Origin of the sequence: Paraburkholderia caballeronis, from assembly GCF_900104845.1 — a bacterium.
In the GTDB taxonomy this organism is placed as follows: Bacteria; Pseudomonadota; Gammaproteobacteria; order Burkholderiales; family Burkholderiaceae; genus Paraburkholderia; species Paraburkholderia caballeronis.
Genome location: NZ_FNSR01000001.1, coordinates 3,197,174 through 3,213,678, shown reverse-complemented (window position 1 = coordinate 3,213,678; position 16,505 = coordinate 3,197,174). Strand labels below are relative to the sequence as shown.

Annotated in this window: 16 protein-coding genes; 2 read left to right on the top strand and 14 right to left on the bottom strand. The window is 68.7% G+C overall.

Features of this window, described 5'->3' with window-relative positions; all coding sequences use genetic code 11:
• Positions 1-4: 4 nt before the first annotated feature.
• The gene (gene waaA / locus BLV92_RS14350) at positions 5-1,351 is read left to right on the top strand and encodes a lipid IV(A) 3-deoxy-D-manno-octulosonic acid transferase (protein WP_090545924.1); all 1,347 of its coding nucleotides are present in this window, start codon (positions 5-7) and stop codon (positions 1,349-1,351) included.
• A 113-nt stretch (positions 1,352-1,464) separates the two neighbouring features.
• Here waaA and ureG read toward each other — a convergent pair whose 3' ends face one another.
• From ureG to urtA, 12 genes are all read right to left on the bottom strand, one after another.
• Positions 1,465-2,103: an urease accessory protein UreG gene (gene ureG, locus BLV92_RS14345; RefSeq protein ID WP_090545922.1), complete on the bottom strand. Its 639-nt coding sequence runs from the start codon at positions 2,101-2,103 to the stop codon at positions 1,465-1,467.
• Positions 2,104-2,165: 62 nt separating this feature from the next.
• Positions 2,166-2,846 (bottom strand): urease accessory protein UreF, encoded by a 681-nt coding sequence (locus tag BLV92_RS14340; protein ID WP_090545920.1) that lies wholly within the window; start codon positions 2,844-2,846, stop codon positions 2,166-2,168.
• Positions 2,833-3,633 (bottom strand): urease accessory protein UreE, encoded by an 801-nt coding sequence (ureE, locus tag BLV92_RS14335; RefSeq protein ID WP_090545918.1) that lies wholly within the window; start codon positions 3,631-3,633, stop codon positions 2,833-2,835. Before ureE ends, BLV92_RS14340 begins: the two co-directional genes overlap by 14 nt.
• A gap of 2 nt (positions 3,634-3,635) precedes the next feature.
• Entirely contained in the window at positions 3,636-5,342 is a 1,707-nt protein-coding gene (ureC, locus tag BLV92_RS14330) for an urease subunit alpha (RefSeq protein ID WP_090545916.1), read from the bottom strand.
• A 46-nt stretch (positions 5,343-5,388) separates the two neighbouring features.
• Positions 5,389-5,694 (bottom strand): urease subunit beta, encoded by a 306-nt coding sequence (locus tag BLV92_RS14325; RefSeq protein WP_090545913.1) that lies wholly within the window; start codon positions 5,692-5,694, stop codon positions 5,389-5,391.
• A 16-nt stretch (positions 5,695-5,710) separates the two neighbouring features.
• Positions 5,711-6,013 (bottom strand): urease subunit gamma, encoded by a 303-nt coding sequence (gene ureA, locus BLV92_RS14320; RefSeq protein ID WP_006048588.1) that lies wholly within the window; start codon positions 6,011-6,013, stop codon positions 5,711-5,713.
• A 305-nt stretch (positions 6,014-6,318) separates the two neighbouring features.
• Positions 6,319-7,257, bottom strand: coding sequence for an urease accessory protein UreD (locus tag BLV92_RS14315; protein WP_090545911.1), 939 nt, complete (start codon positions 7,255-7,257; stop codon positions 6,319-6,321).
• A 294-nt stretch (positions 7,258-7,551) separates the two neighbouring features.
• Positions 7,552-8,244 (bottom strand): urea ABC transporter ATP-binding subunit UrtE, encoded by a 693-nt coding sequence (urtE, locus tag BLV92_RS14310; RefSeq protein ID WP_090545909.1) that lies wholly within the window; start codon positions 8,242-8,244, stop codon positions 7,552-7,554.
• A 28-nt stretch (positions 8,245-8,272) separates the two neighbouring features.
• Complete coding sequence (gene urtD / locus BLV92_RS14305) at positions 8,273-9,139, bottom strand: urea ABC transporter ATP-binding protein UrtD (protein WP_090545908.1); 867 nt, start codon at positions 9,137-9,139, stop codon at positions 8,273-8,275.
• Positions 9,136-10,326 carry an urea ABC transporter permease subunit UrtC gene (urtC, locus tag BLV92_RS14300; protein ID WP_090545906.1) on the bottom strand — a complete coding sequence of 397 codons (1,191 nt, stop codon included), beginning with the start codon at positions 10,324-10,326 and terminating at the stop codon, positions 9,136-9,138. Before urtC ends, urtD begins: the two co-directional genes overlap by 4 nt.
• Before the next feature lies 1 nt (position 10,327).
• A complete protein-coding gene (urtB, locus tag BLV92_RS14295) occupies positions 10,328-11,968 on the bottom strand; it encodes an urea ABC transporter permease subunit UrtB (protein ID WP_090547098.1) in 1,641 nt (546 codons plus the stop codon).
• Positions 11,969-12,086: 118 nt separating this feature from the next.
• Entirely contained in the window at positions 12,087-13,394 is a 1,308-nt protein-coding gene (gene urtA / locus BLV92_RS14290; protein WP_090545904.1) for an urea ABC transporter substrate-binding protein, read from the bottom strand.
• 505 nt (positions 13,395-13,899) lie between these two features.
• Here urtA and aptA point away from each other — a divergent pair.
• Positions 13,900-15,240 (top strand): omega-aminotransferase AptA, encoded by a 1,341-nt coding sequence (gene aptA / locus BLV92_RS14285; RefSeq protein WP_090547096.1) that lies wholly within the window; start codon positions 13,900-13,902, stop codon positions 15,238-15,240.
• An 89-nt stretch (positions 15,241-15,329) separates the two neighbouring features.
• Here aptA and BLV92_RS14280 read toward each other — a convergent pair whose 3' ends face one another.
• Together BLV92_RS14280 and BLV92_RS14275 are read right to left on the bottom strand one after the other, a co-directional pair.
• Positions 15,330-15,653 (bottom strand): rhodanese-like domain-containing protein, encoded by a 324-nt coding sequence (locus BLV92_RS14280; protein WP_090545903.1) that lies wholly within the window; start codon positions 15,651-15,653, stop codon positions 15,330-15,332.
• 73 nt (positions 15,654-15,726) lie between these two features.
• Positions 15,727-16,380, bottom strand: coding sequence for a protein-L-isoaspartate O-methyltransferase family protein (locus BLV92_RS14275; RefSeq protein WP_090545901.1), 654 nt, complete (start codon positions 16,378-16,380; stop codon positions 15,727-15,729).
• Between the last annotated feature and the right edge of the window lie 125 nt (positions 16,381-16,505).

Below are 16,505 nucleotides of genomic sequence, written 5' to 3'. Positions count from 1 at the left end.
CGCGATGCTGAGGGCGATCTATCGCGCCGCGTGGTGGCTGATCGCGCCGCTCGCCGTGCTGCGCCTGTTGATCCGCTCGCGGCGCGAGCACGGTTATCGCGAGCACATCGCCGAGCGTTTCGGACTGTCGGCGGGGCGCATGCCGGACGACGACGCGCCGCTGATCTGGGTGCATGCCGTGTCGGTCGGCGAGACGCGCGCCGCGCAGCCGCTGATCGACGCGCTCGCGGCCGCGCGGCCCGACGCGCGCATCCTGCTCACGCACATGACGCCGAGCGGCCGCGCGACCGGCGAGAAGCTGTTCGGCGACCGCGTGCTGCGCTGTTATCTGCCGTACGACATGCCGCATGCCGTGCGGCGCTTCCTGCATGCGTGGCGGCCGTCGCTCGGGCTCGTGATGGAGACCGAGGTGTGGCCGACGCTGATCGACGAATGCCGCCGCGCGGATGTGCCGCTCGTGCTGACGAACGCGCGGATGTCCGCGCGCTCGCACCGGCGCGCGGCGAAGTTCGGCCACGCGACGCGCGGCGTGTTCGGCGGCTTCGCGCGCGTGCTTGCGCAGAGCCCGTCCGACGCGGAGCGGCTGACGTCGCTCGGCGCGCGCAACGTGTCGGTGCTCGGCAACCTGAAGTTCGACATGGCGAGCCCGCCCGAACTGATCGCGCGCGGCCGCGAATGGCGGCGCGCGATCGGCGCGCGGCCGGTGTGGGTCGCCGCGAGCACGCGCGAGGGCGAGGAGGAACGGGTGCTCGACGCGTTCGCGGCGCTCGGCGTCGAGGACGCGTTGCTGATTCTCGTGCCGCGCCATCCGCAGCGGTTCGACGAAGTCGCCGCGCTGGCCGCGCGGCGCAACCTGAAAGTCGCGCGGCGCTCGGAATGGGCGCCCGGCGCGGTGGCCGCCGCCGCGCATGCGGGCATCCGCGCGTTGCCGCAGGACGTGAACGTGCTGCTCGGCGATTCGATGGGCGAGATGGGCGCGTATTACGCGGCGGCCGATCTCGCGTTCATCGGCGGCAGTCTGCTGCCGCTCGGCGGACAGAACCTGATCGAGGCGTGCGCGGTCGGCACGCCGGTGCTGATCGGCCCGCACGTGTTCAACTTCACGCAGGCGACCGCCGACGCGGTCGCGGCCGGCGCGGCGTTGCAGGTGCAGGACCCGGCGGACCTGGCGCGCGCGCTGCGCGAACTGTTCGCGGACAAGTCGCGGCGCGTCGCGATGGGCGCGTCGGCCGCCGCGTTCGCCGCGCGCCATCGCGGCGCGACCGCGCGCACGGTGGACGTGCTGACGACGCTGCTGCCCGCGCCGTCCGCCGAGCGGATGCCGGACGACGTGCGGTTGAGCCCGGTCTGATTCGCGGGCTGCCGGTTACGCCTGCCGCGGTTCGCGCGCTGTTCGCGCCGCGCGGTGTGGCCGACGCGGCGCGCTGCTTTTTCGCGCGATGCGTTCCTGCATCGCGCGATCGTTCACCCGACCAGCAACCCCTTCTTCTCGATGAACGCGATCACCTGATCGAGCCCGTCGAGCGCCTTCAGGTTGCACATCACGAACGGCCGCTCGCCGCGCATCTTCGTTGCGTCGGACGCCATCACGTCGAGGTTCGCGCCGACGAGCGGCGCGAGGTCCGTCTTGTTGATGACCAGCAGGTCCGACTTCGTGATGCCGGGGCCGCCCTTGCGCGGAATCTTCTCGCCGCCGGCGACGTCGATCACATAGATCGTCAGGTCCGACAGCTCCGGGCTGAACGTCGCCGCGAGGTTGTCGCCGCCGGACTCGATGAACACGATGTCCGCGTCCGGAAAGCGTGACAGCATCTGGTCGACCGCTTCGAGGTTGATCGACGCGTCCTCGCGGATCGCGGTGTGCGGACAGCCGCCGGTCTCGACGCCCATGATCCGCTCGGCCGGCAGCGCGCCCGCGACGGTCAGCAGACGCTGGTCTTCTTTCGTGTAGATGTCGTTCGTGATCGCGACGAGGTCGTAACGCTCGCGCATCGCCTTGCACAGCATTTCGAGCAGCGTGGTCTTGCCGGAGCCGACCGGGCCGCCGACGCCGACGCGCAGCGGCGGCAGTTTTTTCGTGCGCTTCGTGGTGTTTCGGGTCATGTTTCGGTGGTGCCTGTTGGTGCCTGCTGGTGCTTTTCGATGCGGGTCGAGGTGCCCGCGGCCTACGAGCGGAACAGCCGTGAATACTGCGATTCGTGCCGCGCGGACAGGATGCCGAGTTGCGGCGCGAACGTGTTGAGCGCGTCGGGCGGCGTCGCGAGCGCGCGTTCGACCGCGGTTTCGATTGCCGGCCGCAGCGCGACGACGATCCGCTGTCCGGCGAGCTGGCCGAGCGGCACGGCCTTCAGCGCGGCCGCGGTCTGGTTCTCGACCCAGCCGAACGCATACGCGGCGAGCGTCGCGTCCGGCGCGGCGTCGTGCGCATAGGCGGCGAACGCGAACGCGGTCGGCTGCGCGACCGGCGTCATCGCGTCGAGCGTCGCGCGGCGTCCGGCGTCGCCCCATTCGAGCTGCGAGCACAGTTGCCGCAGCGACCAGCCCATCTGCGCGGTTTCGCGGCGCAACTCGGACGACTCGCGGCTCGCGACGAATGCCTCGTTCGCGGCCGCGAGCGCGGCGGCGTCGTGCGTGCGCCAGCGTTCGAGCTGGTGCGCGACGAACGGCAGTTCGCCGGTCGCGAGCACGGTCGAAAGACCGTCTTCGATCCAGCGGCGCGCGTCGTCGGCGTCGCGGATCAACGCCGCGTCGATCGCCGCTTCGAGTCCCTGCGAATAACTGAACGCGCCGATCGGCAGCGCCGGCGACGCGAGATGCAGCAGCGCCGTGAGTTCAGCGATGCGCATGGCCGTGCGGGTGGTGCGGGTCGGCGTCGGATGCGTGATCGTGGCCGCAGTCCGGGCCATGCACGTGCGCTGCCTCGTCGTGCGAGTGGCCGTGGCTGTGCGCGTGATCGTGCTCGTGCTCGTGCGTATGGCCCTCGGCGTGCGAATGGTCGTGTCCGCAGCCAGGGCCGTGCACATGCTCGTCGCCGTGCGGGTCGTGCGCGTGTCCGTGCCCATGCGAATGGTCGCGCCCGCCGTGCGCGTGCCCATGATCGTGCCCATGGTCACGCGAATGCCCATGATGCTCGTCGAACACCTTCTGCGCGAGCGCGTAGTCGTCCGCGAAGGTGTCGTCGTGGCCGTGCCGGTGGCCGCCGCCATACGCGCCGGCTTCCGGCTGGAACGGTTGCGTCTCGCGCGCGACGCGCGCGCCGAGCCGCTTCAGCATGTCCTCCAGCACCGGGTCCGCTTCGAGCTTCAGGTAGTCGTCGCCGACCTCGACCGGCGTGTGCCGGTTGCCGAGGTGATATGCGGCGCGCGTCAGCGTGAGCCGGTCCGGCGCGCGCACCAGCAGCACGCTCTCGGCGGCCGCGACGACGCGCACCAGGCCGCCGTCGTCGGCGACCAGCACGTCGCCGTCGCGCAGCACCGTGCCGCGCGGCAGCACGACGCCGACTTCCTCGCCGGTGTCGAGCGTCGCCGCGAAGCGGCTCTTGCAGCGCGCGTCGTACGCGAGCGTGACGGTCGGCGCGCGGCGCACCAGCACCGGCGCGAGTTTCGCGGTCAGCCGCTTGTCGATCGTGCGCATGGTCAGAACAGGAAGTAGCGTTGCGCCATCGGCAGCACGGCCGCCGGCTCGCAGGTCAGCAACTGGCCGTCCGCGACGACCTGATAGGTCTCCGGATCGACGCTGATCGCGGGGCGCCACGCGTTGTGGATCATGTCGGCCTTCGTCACGTTGCGGCAGTTCCGGACCGCGACGATGCGCTTGCTCAACCCGTAGCGTTCCGCGACGCCGCGTTCCTGCGCGGCCTGCGAAACGAACGTCAGCGACGTCTGCGAAAGCGCCCGGCCGCGCGTCGCGAACATCTCGCGGTAGTGGACCGGCTGCGGCGTCGGGATCGACGCGTTCGGGTCGCCCATCTGCGCGAGCGCGATCATCCCGCCCTTCACGACGAGCGACGGTTTCACGCCGAAGAACGCCGGCTCCCAGAACACGAGGTCCGCCCACTTGCCCGGCTCGATCGAGCCGACTTCGTGCGCGATGCCGTGCGTGAGCGCCGGATTGATCGTGTACTTCGCGACGTAGCGCTTCACGCGGAAGTTGTCGTTGCGCGCGTTGTCCTCGGGCAGCGCGCCGCGCTGCACCTTCATCTTGTGCGCGGTCTGCCACGTGCGGATCACCACTTCGCCGACGCGCCCCATCGCCTGCGAATCCGACGACAGCATCGATAGCGCGCCCAGGTCGTGCAGGATGTCCTCGGCCGCGATCGTCTCGCGGCGGATGCGCGACTCCGCGAACGCGATGTCCTCCGCGATCGACGGGTCGAGGTGATGGCAGACCATCAGCATGTCGAGGTGCTCGTCGAGCGTGTTCACCGTGTACGGCCGCGTCGGGTTCGTCGACGACGGCAGCACGTTCATCTCGCCGCACACCTTGATGATGTCCGGCGCGTGGCCGCCGCCCGCGCCCTCGGTGTGATACGTGTGGATCGTGCGGCCCTTGAACGCGGCGACGGTCGCCTCGACGAAACCCGCCTCGTTCAGCGTGTCGGTGTGGATCGCGACCTGGGTGTCGGTGTCGTCGGCGACCGACAGGCAGTTGTCGATCGCGGCCGGCGTCGTGCCCCAGTCCTCGTGCAGCTTCAGGCCGATCGCGCCGGCCTCGATCTGCTCCAGCGCCGGCTGCGGCTGGCTCACGTTGCCCTTGCCGAGAAACCCGAGGTTCATCGGCCAGCCGTCGGCGGCCTGGAGCATCCGCTCGATGTGCCACGGACCCGGCGTGCAGGTCGTCGCGTTGGTGCCGGTCGCGGGGCCGGTGCCGCCGCCGAGCATCGTCGTCACGCCGGAGGCCAGCGCCTCGTCGATCTGCTGCGGGCTGATGAAGTGGATGTGGGTATCGACGCCGCCGGCCGTGACGATCAGCCCTTCGCCGGCGATCACCTCGGTCGCCGCGCCGATCGGGATCGTCACCGCGGGCTGCACGTCCGGATTGCCGGCCTTGCCGATCTTCCACACGCGGCCGTCCTTGATGCCGATGTCCGCCTTCACGATGCCCCAGTGATCGACGATCACCGCGTTCGTGACGACGGTGTCCGCGACGTCGGCGGCGACGAGCTGCGACTGGCCCATGCCGTCGCGGATCACCTTGCCGCCGCCGAACTTCACTTCGTCGCCGTAGACGGTGTAGTCGCGCTCGATTTCGATCACGAGTTCGGTGTCGGCGAGTCGCACGCGGTCGCCGGTCGTGGGGCCGAACATTTCCGCGTACGCGCGGCGGCCGATTTTCAGGGTCATGGGGTGGGTCCGGAAGCGAATAACGAAGGGCGGAGAAGGGGCGGCGTTACAGCGGCCCCATCACCTTGCCGTTGAAGCCATGGACGACGCGCGCGCCGGCGAGCGCGACCAGCTCGACCGTGCGTTCCTGGCCGGGCTCGAAGCGCACCGCGGTGCCGGCCGCGATGTTCAGCCGGAAGCCGCGCGCGGCCTCGCGGTCGAACGACAGCGCGTCGTTCACCTCGTAGAAATGGAAATGCGAGCCGACCTGCACCGGACGGTCGCCGGTGTTCGCGACCGTGACGGTCACGGTCGCGCGGCCCGCGTTCAGTTCGATCTCGCCGTCGTCGATCAGCAGTTCGCCGGGAATCATGATGCGCGCCCTTCGTTCAAGGAATCGGATGGTGGACGGTGACGAGCTTCGTGCCGTCCGGGAACGTCGCTTCGACCTGGATGTCGGGGATCATCTCGGGCACGCCTTCCATCACGTCGTCGCGCGTGAGCAGCGTCGTGCCGTAGTGCATTACCTCGGCGACCGTCTTGCCGTCGCGCGCGGCTTCCATCAGCGCGGCGGTGATGAACGCGACGGCTTCCGGATAGTTGAGCTTGAGGCCGCGCGCGCGGCGCCGTTCGGCGAGCAGCGCGGCGGTGAAGATCAGGAGCTTGTCTTTCTCGCGGGGTGTGAGCTTCATCGGTTGAGTGTCGGTTGGGGCGGTCGGCCGGAACGGGGACCGCGCGGTCCGCTGCCAGCGTCGAGCATACAGGAGCCAATTTTGTCGCGCAGCAGGTAAACGGGGTGGGAGCGTGCCGGGGCGGGGATTTGCGGGGTGGAGCGGGGGATTCGCGGTGGCGGCCGCGTAGCGCCGGAGAGGCTGGCGGGCTCGTGGTCCGACTGCCGACGACGGTTTCGCCTGCCGGTCGGCGTTTCCATTTTTCATGCGTGCGTGCATTGCTTCGATGGCCGGCCGTCTGCTTTATAGGCCGCGACGCCGAGGTCTCACGTCGTCCACAACCGCAGCGGCATCGCGTCGACGCCGTGAACGATGGGCCGCAGCCGTGTCCAGCATTGTGCGAGCAGATGCTGCAACGGCTCCATCGACCGTGCGAGCGCACGCACGACCAGCACGCCCGGCACGATGCAGCTTGCGCCGGCGCGCAACGCGCCGGTGAACGGCAGGTCGGCCGCGAGGGTCTGCGCGAGTTCGTCGTCGCAAGCCGGGCCGATCGCCCACAGCACGCCGTATGCCGGATAACCGGCGAGCCCTTGCGGCGAATCGCGCAGCGGGTCGGCCGCGTCGAGCATCGCGCGCTCGAACCACAGCAGTTCGCTCGCGTCGGCGGTGGTCCGCGCGACGCGCGTGAGCGCGCGCAGCGTGCCGGCCGACCAGCGTTCGCCGGCCGCCTGCCGGCCGAGCTGCGTCGCGTCCCAGCCGATCGCGGTCGCGCGCTCGCCGAGCGTCAGCGAGAAGTCGAGTTCCGCATGCGCGTGGTCGAACAGCAGGTTGTTCTGCGGCAGCCAGTCCAGCTTCGCATCCGCGCCGACCCGCACGTCGATCCGCTGCCGCGCGACCCGGCCGTTCGACTTGTACCACTTCGTGGCGCCTGGCGTCGTCAGCAGCGCGTGTGCGCCGGCACCGACGTCGATGTCGATGTCGAGCCGGTCGCCGCCCGCGATGCCCGCCGGCGGATGCACGATCACCGCGTGGCAGATCGCATCGCCTTCCGGATACAGCGGCCGCTGCACGCGCAGCGGGCCGAAATGGCGGCGATGCGCGAGCGTCGTGCGGGCGGGACGCTGCGAGTCTGTCTGCGAAGGGTCATGCGGAGCGCCATGCCGTACGAAGCCGAGTTCGAGGCGCGCGTGCCATTCGCGATGAGCGGATTGCGCGGCGGACGACGGCTGAACGAGGGCGGTGTGATCTTCGTGAACGGACATGCGGGAAAAAGCGGGAGAGGCAGGCGGGTTCATGTACGGTCACGTCCCGCCGGACGATGGCGACGAGCATAGCATGCGCAATCCGGCGCTACGCGATGCGAACGCGAAACGGCGGGCGCGAAGCGGTGTGAGAGCTATTCGATGGAAGGCGGATCAACATGCGATGCGACGAGCGCATCGCGATGCGGCCGGTTATGCGCAAACGAAACGCAACGCAACGCAACGCAACGCCCCGTTCGCGGACAAACACGGAAACGACGCCTGCGAAGCGACGCGCCGGCGCCACCGCACCGGTCAAACCGCGATCAACGCGCGAACCCCGTCGGCATCCATGTTCGCGCCTTCGCCGCCGGCGACGATCTCGCCGCGGCTCATCACCCAATACCGGTCCGCGATCGCCTTCGCGAAGTCGTAATACTGCTCGACGAGCAGCACGGTCATCTGCATCTCTTCGACCAGTTGCCGCAGCGTCCTGCCGATGTCCTGAATGATCGACGGCTGGATGCCTTCGGTCGGCTCGTCGAGGATCAGCAACTGCGGCTCGCTCATCAGCGCGCGGCCGATCGCAAGCTGCTGCTGCTGTCCGCCGGACAGGTCGCCGCCGCGCCGCGACTTCATGTCCTTCAGCACCGGAAAGAGGCGATAGATATGGTCCGGCACGCCGGCCGGCGCCTTGCGGCTCGCCGCGCCGACCAGCAGGTTTTCCTCGACGGTGAGGCGCGGAAAGATATCGCGCCCCTGCGGCACGTAAGCGAGCCCCTGCGCGACGCGCGCATAGGTCGGCAGCTTCGTCAGCGGCTGGTCGCGCCATGCGATGCTGCCGCTCTTCGTCGGCACGACGCCCATCAGACAGCGCAGCAGCGTCGTCTTGCCGACGCCGTTGCGCCCGAGCAGCACGGTCAGCTTAGCCGGAGGCACCGTCATCGACACGTTGCGCAGGATATGGCTGCCGCCGTAATACTGGTTCAGCGATTCGATAGTCAGCATGGGAATGCCTGGTTTTCCACTGTCGTTGTCAGCGGCCGAGATACGACTCGATCACCGCTTCGTCCCGCTTCACGTCGTCGAGGGTGCCGTCCGCGAGCACGTGGCCTTCCGCCATCACGGTCACGCGGCCGGTCTCGCCCGCGAGCGCGGCGACGAACTCCATGTCGTGCTCGACGACCATCATCGAGCAGCTGCCGCGCAGCCGGTTCAGCAGCGCGGCGAGTTCCATCGTCTCGTCGTCGGTCATGCCGGCCGCCGGCTCGTCGAGCAGCAGCAGCGCCGGCTGCTGCATCAGCAGCATGCCGATCTCCAGCCGCTGCTTCTGTCCGTGCGAAAGCTCGCCCGCGAGCCGCCGCGCGTCGCTCTCCAGGCGGATCACTTCGAGCGTCTCCTCGATCCTCGCCTGCGCGGCGCGGTCGAGCCGCGCGCGCAGCGACGCCCACCAGCCCTTGTCCGCCTTCATCGCGAGTTCGAGGTTCTCCCACACCGGATGCTGCTCGAACACGGTCGGCTTCTGGAACTTGCGGCCGATGCCCGCGCGCGCGATCGCCGGTTCGTTCATCCGCGTGAGGTCGATCGTCTGGCCGAGGAACACCTTGCCCGAGTCGGGCGAGGTCTTGCCGGTGATGACGTCCATCATCGTCGTCTTGCCCGCGCCGTTCGGGCCGATCACGCAGCGCAGCTCGTTCACGTCGATCGACAGCGTCAGCTGGTTCAGCGCGCGAAAGCCGTCGAAGCTGACCGTCACGTCCTCCAGGTACAGGATCGTGCCGTGCGACACGTCGATCGCGCCCGGCTCGACGACGTGCCCGAGGCCCGCGACGCCGGACAGCGTCGGCGTGTCGTCGTCGAACGGGTTGTGGTTCAGCGGGTCCGAAATCGTCGTGCCGTTCATCCGTGTTTCCTTTTGCGCGTGACGAGTTCGATCAGCCCCATGATGCCGTTCGGCAGCAGGAGCGGCACGAGCACGAAGATGAGGCCGAGAAAGAACAGCCAGTATTCGGCGAAATACGCGGTGAACACGCTCTTCGCGCCGTTCACCGCGAACGCGCCGATGATCGGGCCGATCAGCGTGCCGCGCCCGCCGACCGCGACCCAGATCGCCATCTCGATCGAGTTGCCCGGCGACATCTCGCTCGGGTTGATGATGCCGACCTGCGGCACGTACAGCGCGCCCGCGATCCCGCACAGCACGGCGGACACGGTCCACACGAACAGCTTGTAGCCGAGCGGGCTGTAGCCGAGGAACATCAGCCGGGTTTCGCCGTCGCGCACCGCCGTGACGACGCGGCCGAGCTTCGACGTGACGATCGCGCGCGCGCCGAGGAACGCGAGCACGAGCGTCGCGAACGTCATCAGAAACAGCACCGTGCGCGTGCCCGGATGGGTGATCGGGAAACTCGCGATCCGCTTGAAGTCGGTGAAGCCGTTGTTGCCGCCGAAGCCGGTCTCGTTGCGATAGAACAGCAGCATCGCGGCGAAGGTGGTCGCCTGCGTGATGATCGACAGGTACACGCCCTTCACGCGCGAGCGGAACGTGAAGAAGCCGAACACCCACGCGACGACGGCCGGCGCCAGCACGACCAGCAGCAGCGCGTACCACAGGTGCTGCGTGCCCTGCCAGTACCACGGCAGCGAATGCCAGTCGAGGAACACCATGAAGTCCGGCAGGTCGCTGCCGTATTTGCCGTCGTGGCCGATCTCGCGCATCAGGTACATGCCGATCGCGTAGCCGCCGAGCGCGAAAAAGAGGCCGTGGCCGAGGCTCAGGATTCCGCAGTAGCCCCACACGAGGTCGAGCGCAAGCGCGGCGATCGCATAGCACATCAGCTTGCCGGTGAGCGTCATCGCATACGCGGACAGATGGAACGCGCTCGACTGCGGCAGCACCAGCGCGCACAGCGGCACGCCGATGCCGATCGCGAGTATGAGTGCGATCAGCGCGATCCATGCGCCGCGCGTGAGCAGCGGCGGCCGCGCCGGCAAGCCGAGCGCGAACGTCTCGCCGGGGCCGCCCTGGCCGTGCTGCGGCGCGGGCGCGCCGTACGGAGCGGGGCGCGTCGAGGAAGCGGCGGTCGTCATTTCAAGCCTCCGCGCTGCGGCCCTTCAGGGCAAAGAGCCCCTGCGGCCGCTTCTGGATGAACAGCACGATCAGCACGAGCACCGCGATCTTCGCGAGCACCGCGCCCCAGAACGGCTCGATCGCCTTGCTGACGAGCCCGAGGCCGAAGCCGCCGATCACCGTGCCGGCGAGCTGGCCGACGCCGCCGAGCACGACCGCCATGAACGAGTCGATGATGTAGCTCTGGCCGAGGTCCGGGCCGACATTGCCGATCTGCGACAGCGCGCAGCCGCCGAGGCCCGCGATGCCCGCGCCGAACGCGAACGCATACGAGTCGACGCGCGCGGTCTTTACGCCGACGCACGCGGCCATCCGGCGGTTCTGCGTGACCGCGCGCACGAACAGGCCGAGCCGGGTTTTGGTCAGCACCGTCCACGCGATGCCGACGACGATCAGCGAGAACGCGAGGATCGCGATGCGGTTGTACGGCAGGATCAGGCTCGGCATCACCGTGACGCCGCCGCTCATCCACGACGGATTTTCGACCTGCACGTTCTGCGCGCCGAACAGCATCCGCGTCGCCTGGATCAGGATCAGGCTGATGCCGAACGTGGTCAGCAGCGTCTCCAGCGGGCGGCCGTACAGATGGCGGATCACGAGCCGCTCGATCACCATGCCGACCAGCGCGGCCGCGACGAACGACGCGGGGATCGCGGCGAGCGGATACCAGTCGAACGCGCGCGGCGCGTAGTGCTGCACGAGCGTCTGCACGACGTAGGTCGCATACGCGCCGATCATCAGGAATTCGCCGTGCGCCATGTTGATGACGCCGATCAGCCCGTACGTGATGGCGAGGCCGAGCGCCGCGAGCAGCAGCACGCTGCCGAGCGACAGCCCGGCGAACAGCGTGCCGGCGATCTGGCTGCGGCGCTGGAGGCTGTCGAGCGCGTCGATGCCCTGTTGCGCGGCCGCGCGGACCTGCGGGTCGGCTTCGTTCCATGCGCCGGTCGACGACTTCGCGACGAGCGGGCGCAGCAGTTCGTACATGTCGAGGTCGTGGCGCGCGGCGACGAGCTTCACCGCTTCGAGGCGCGTCGCGGCGTCCGGGTTGTGCAGCGCCGTCATCGCCCATAGCGTGTCGAGGCGTTTTTTCAGCGCGGGATCGGTTTCCTTCGCGCGCGCCGCGTCGATCATCGGCTTCATCGCCGGATCGGGATTTTTCAGCAGTGCCGCGACCGCCGCGCGGCGCATCTCGACGTCCGGCGACGACAGCTGCAGCCCCGACACCGCGCCGGCCACCTTCGAGCGCAGCAGGTTGTTCAGCGTGATCGGCTGCGCGCTCGCGGCGACGTCGGCGGCGACCGGCTTGCCGGTCGCCGCGTCGCGCGCGGCGTCGCCGTCCTGGATCAGCACTTCGCCCGCATCGGTCGCGGCGACGGTGTCGTCGGCGAGCGCCTTCAGCAGCGCGAGCGACGCGGCGTCGTGCGTCGCGATCAGATTGTCGATCGCGACGGACTTCGCATCGAAGTCGTCGCCCGCGAGCGGCGCGACGTCCGCGCTTTCGAGCGCGTGCGCGCCTGGCGCGAGCCCGCACAGCAGCGCGAATGCGCAGAGCGCGGCGCGGCTGCCGCGCGTCGCCAGGGTCGTCAGTGAGTGCACCATGATGTTCTTCATCGAGAGGACCGGAAGGCCTGGCGGGGCGGCGGCCCCGGGGAGGCGGGCGGGGCGCGGGGCGCGCACGGCGGTCGCAACGACTGCCGTGCGCGCCCCGCGCGTCCCGTCAGGCTACGCGCGAGCGGCGCAGGAACGCGGGAAGCACAGTCGAACTGACGACGTCCGGCTTGCTCTCGTTGCCCGGGATGAACGGGCTCCACGGCTGCGCGCGGATCGTCGTCTTGGTGCGCCACACGACGTTGAACTGGCCGTCCGCGCGCACTTCGCCGATCATCACCGGCTTGTGCAGGTGGTGGTTGCCGTCCATCTCCAGCGTGAAGCCCGACGGCGCGGCGAACTTCTGCCCGATCATCGCGACGCGCACCTTGTCGACGTCCGTGCTCTTCGCCTTCTCGACCGCCTGCTTCCACATGTGGATGCCGACGAACGTCGCCTCCATCGGATCGTTCGTCACGCGCTTCGATCCGCCCGGCAGGTTGTTCTTCTTCACCCAGTCCGCGAACATGGCCTTGAACTTCGTGTTCTCCGGATTGCGCAGCGACATGAAGTAGTTCCACGCGGCCAGGTTGCCGACCAGCGGCTTGGTGTCGATGCCGCGCAGTTCTTCCTCGCCGACCGAGAACGCGACCACCGGTACGTCGGTCGCCTTCAGCCCCTGGTTGCCGAGTTCCTTGTAGAACGGCACGTTCGAGTCGCCGTTGATTGTCGAGATCACGCAGGTCTTGCCGCTCTGCGAGAACGTCTTGATGTTCGCGACGATGGTCTGGTAGTCGCTGTGGCCGAACGGCGTGTAGACCTCCTGGATGTCGGCGTCCTGCACGCCCTTCGAGTGCAGGAACGAACGCAGGATCTTGTTGGTCGTGCGCGGATACACGTAGTCGGTGCCGAGCAGGAAGAAGCGCTTCGCGCCGCCGCCTTCGGCGCTCATCAGGTATTCGGTGGCGGGAATCGCCTGCTGGTTCGGCGCGGCGCCCGTGTAGAACACGTTGCGCGACATTTCTTCGCCTTCGTACTGCACCGGATAGAACAGCAGGCCGTTCAGTTCCTCGAACACGGGCAGCACCGACTTGCGCGACACCGACGTCCAGCAGCCGAACACGACCGCGACCTTGTCCTGCGAAATCAGCTGACGCGCCTTTTCGGCGAAGAGCGGCCAGTTCGATGCCGGGTCGACGACGACCGGTTCGAGCTGCCGGCCCATCACGCCGCCTGCCGCGTTGATCTGGGCAATCGTCATCAGCGCCGTGTCCTTCAGCGACGTCTCCGAAATGGCCATCGTGCCCGACAGGGAGTGCAGGATGCCAACCTTGATCGGCCCGCTGCCGGAATCGGCGGCGTGTGCGAACGGCACGCGGCCCGCGGCGGCCAGCGCACCGGACATGGTCCCCAGTTTCAGCAGACTACGACGTTTCATGTGTTTCCCCTTGACGATGGATGGGTGAACTCGCGGGCCTCATGCGTGCGTGTCGGTGTCGTTGGCGCGCCGCCCGTTTTTATGCCTGTCTTGCCGTGCCGTTACTGCAAGGCCTGTGCCAATCCGGCCCCTGTCTCGTAAATATGCGCGATGCGTGCGGGGAAGCGGCGCGGCGGCTGCGGCGTTCGCGCACGGCGGCGCGTCGCCGAAAACGGTTTCGCGCGAAAGTGGTGCATGCGGATGCAGCTTCGGGCGCATTGCCTCGCCGCAGTGCGTAAGCGGTTAGTGCGCTACCGCACGCACCGCAGCGGCCTGCGGCGAGGCTGCGGCGGGGTGCGTCCGACGTCGCCGCGATGCTTGCGGGTGCATCGGACGCGGCCGCGCTGCATCGTTGTGCATGCGCGCGCCGCTGCGCCTACACTGAAACGGCGGCGCCTACAGCGGCGCCTTCGTCCACCGTCAGTCACGATCGCCACGATCGTCACGATCCGCGAAGGAGATGCAGATGAGTGCCAGTCCCGCGAAGTCCGATGTGAACCTGCCCGACCTGTCCGCGTTCTGGATGCCGTTCACCGCGAACCGCCAGTTCAAGAGCGCGCCGCGCTTGCTCGTCAGCGCGAAGGGGATGTACTACACGTCGCACGACGGCCGCCGGATTCTCGACGGCACCGCGGGGCTGTGGTGCGTGAACGCCGGTCACTGCCGCGACGAGATCGTCGCCGCGGTGCAGGCGCAGGCCGCGGAGATGGATTTCGCGCCGACGTTCCAGATGGGCCACCCGAAGGCGTTCGAGGCCGCGACGAAGATCGCGAAGCACACGCCGGGCGACCTGAAGCACATCTTCTTCACGAACTCGGGCTCGGAGGCGGTCGATACCGCGCTGAAGATCGCGCTCGCGTATCACCGCGCGCGCGGCGAAGGCCAGCGCACGCGTCTGATCGGCCGCGAGCGCGGTTATCACGGCGTCGGTTTCGGCGGCATTTCGGTCGGCGGGATCGCGCCGAACCGCAAGGCGTTCTCGGGGCAACTGCTGCCGTCCGTCGATCATCTGCCGCATACGCTGAATCTGCGCGAGACCGCGTTCTCGAAAGGGCAGCCCGCGTGGGGCGCGCATCTGGCGGACGAACTGGAGCGGCTCGTCACGCTGCACGACGCGTCGACGATCGCGGCCGTGATCGTCGAGCCGGTCGCCGGCTCGACCGGCGTGCTGATCCCGCCGCAGGGTTATCTGCAACGGCTGCGCGAGATCTGCGACCGGCACGGCATCCTGCTGATCTTCGACGAGGTGATCACCGGCTGGGGGCGGCTCGGCGCGCCGTTCGCGGCGAACTACTTCGGCGTGACGCCGGACCTGCTGACGATGGCGAAAGGCACCAACAACGCCGCCGCGCCGCTCGGCGCGGTGGCTGCGAGCAGGCGCGTCCACGACACGATCGTCGACGGCGCGCCGGCCGGCATCGAACTGTTCCACGGCTATACGTACTCCGCGCATCCGGTCGCGGTCGCGGCCGCGTGCGCGACGATCGACCTGTATGAGCGCGAGGGACTGTTCGAGCGCGCGGCGCAGATGGCGCCGCTATTCGAGGAAGCGATTCACAAGCTGCGCGGCGAGCGGCACGTGATCGACGTGCGCAACCTCGGGCTGGTCGGCGGCGTCGAGTTGCAGTCGCGCGAAGGCGCGCCGGGCGCGCGTGCGTACGAGGTGTTCGTGCGCTGCTATCAGAAGGGCGTGCTGACGCGCTACACCGGCGACATTCTGGCGTTCTCGCCGCCGCTGATCGTCGACGAAGCGCAGCTTGGCGAGATCTTCTCGACCGTCGCGCAGGTGCTGAAGGAAGTGGAGTGACGAAAGGGGGCGAAGGACGCGGCGCAGCGCGGCGGCATGAGCCGCGCGCTGCGCCGGTGAAATGAAATCGCGCGAACCCTCGCGGGACTTCAGTACGTCGGGACGGCCGGATCGACCTGGCGCGACCACGCGTCGATCCCGCCTTGCAGGTTGAACACCTTCGTGAAGCCGCGCGATTCGAGGAACATCGCGACCTGCGCGCTGCGTGCGCCGTGATGGCACACGCAGACGATCTGCGCGTCGTCGTCCAGTTCCTCGCTGCGCGCGGGAATCTCGCGCATCGGGATCGACACGCAGCCGGCGATCTTCGCGGTTTCGATTTCCCACGGCTCGCGTACGTCGAGCAGCACGGGCGCGGCGCGCGATTGATCGGCGAGCCATTCGGCCAGGGCGGGAGCGGTCAGGTTCTGCATTCGGGAAACTCGGATGGGCAAACGGGGCGGCCGGCCGGGCGGAACCCGGCGCGGACGGGGGAGCGTCAGAAGGTCAGAAGCGGAAGCGCGGCGGCTGCAGCGCGTTCTGCAGCGGCTCGACGTAGGTTTCGAACACGACCGCGATCCGGTATTGCTTGTCGTCGATCCGCGTGATGATCTGCGCTTCCATCACCGGCGCGGTGCCGACGAATGCGGCGAGGCGGCCGCCGATCTTCAGCTGTTCCAGCAGTTCCTGCGGCACGACCGGCAGGCCGCCGGACACGCAGATCACGTCGTACGGCGCGCTCGCGGCCCAGCCGCGCGCGCCGTCGCCCTGTGCGACTTCCGCGTTCACGATGCCGTTCTTCGCCAGGTTCCGGCGCGCGAATTCGGCCAGTTCGATGTCGATCTCGACGGTCAGCACCTGCTGTGCGCGATGCGCGAGCAGCGCCGCCATGTAACCCGATCCCGCGCCGATCTCCAGCACGCTTTCGTGCTTCTTCACCGTCAGTTCCTGCAGCACGCGCGCCTCGACGCGCGGCGCGAGCATGTGCTGGCCGTTCGGCAGCGGAATTTCGAGGTCGGCGAACGCGAGGTCCGCATAGACCTCGGGGACGAATTGCTCACGCTTGACGATCGACAGCAGATTCAGCACGTCCTGGTCGAGCACTTCCCAGGGACGGATCTGCTGTTCGATCATGTTGAAACGCGCTTGTTCGATGTTCATGGTGACTCGGCGTGGTGGTTCGAAATCAGGTCGAAATCGGTTCGAATGCGTCGGGACGCGCTCCGGCCGCGGCGCGCGCGCCGCAGTCCGGCGCCGGCCGTGAAGGCTTCGCGCCGCCGCGATCT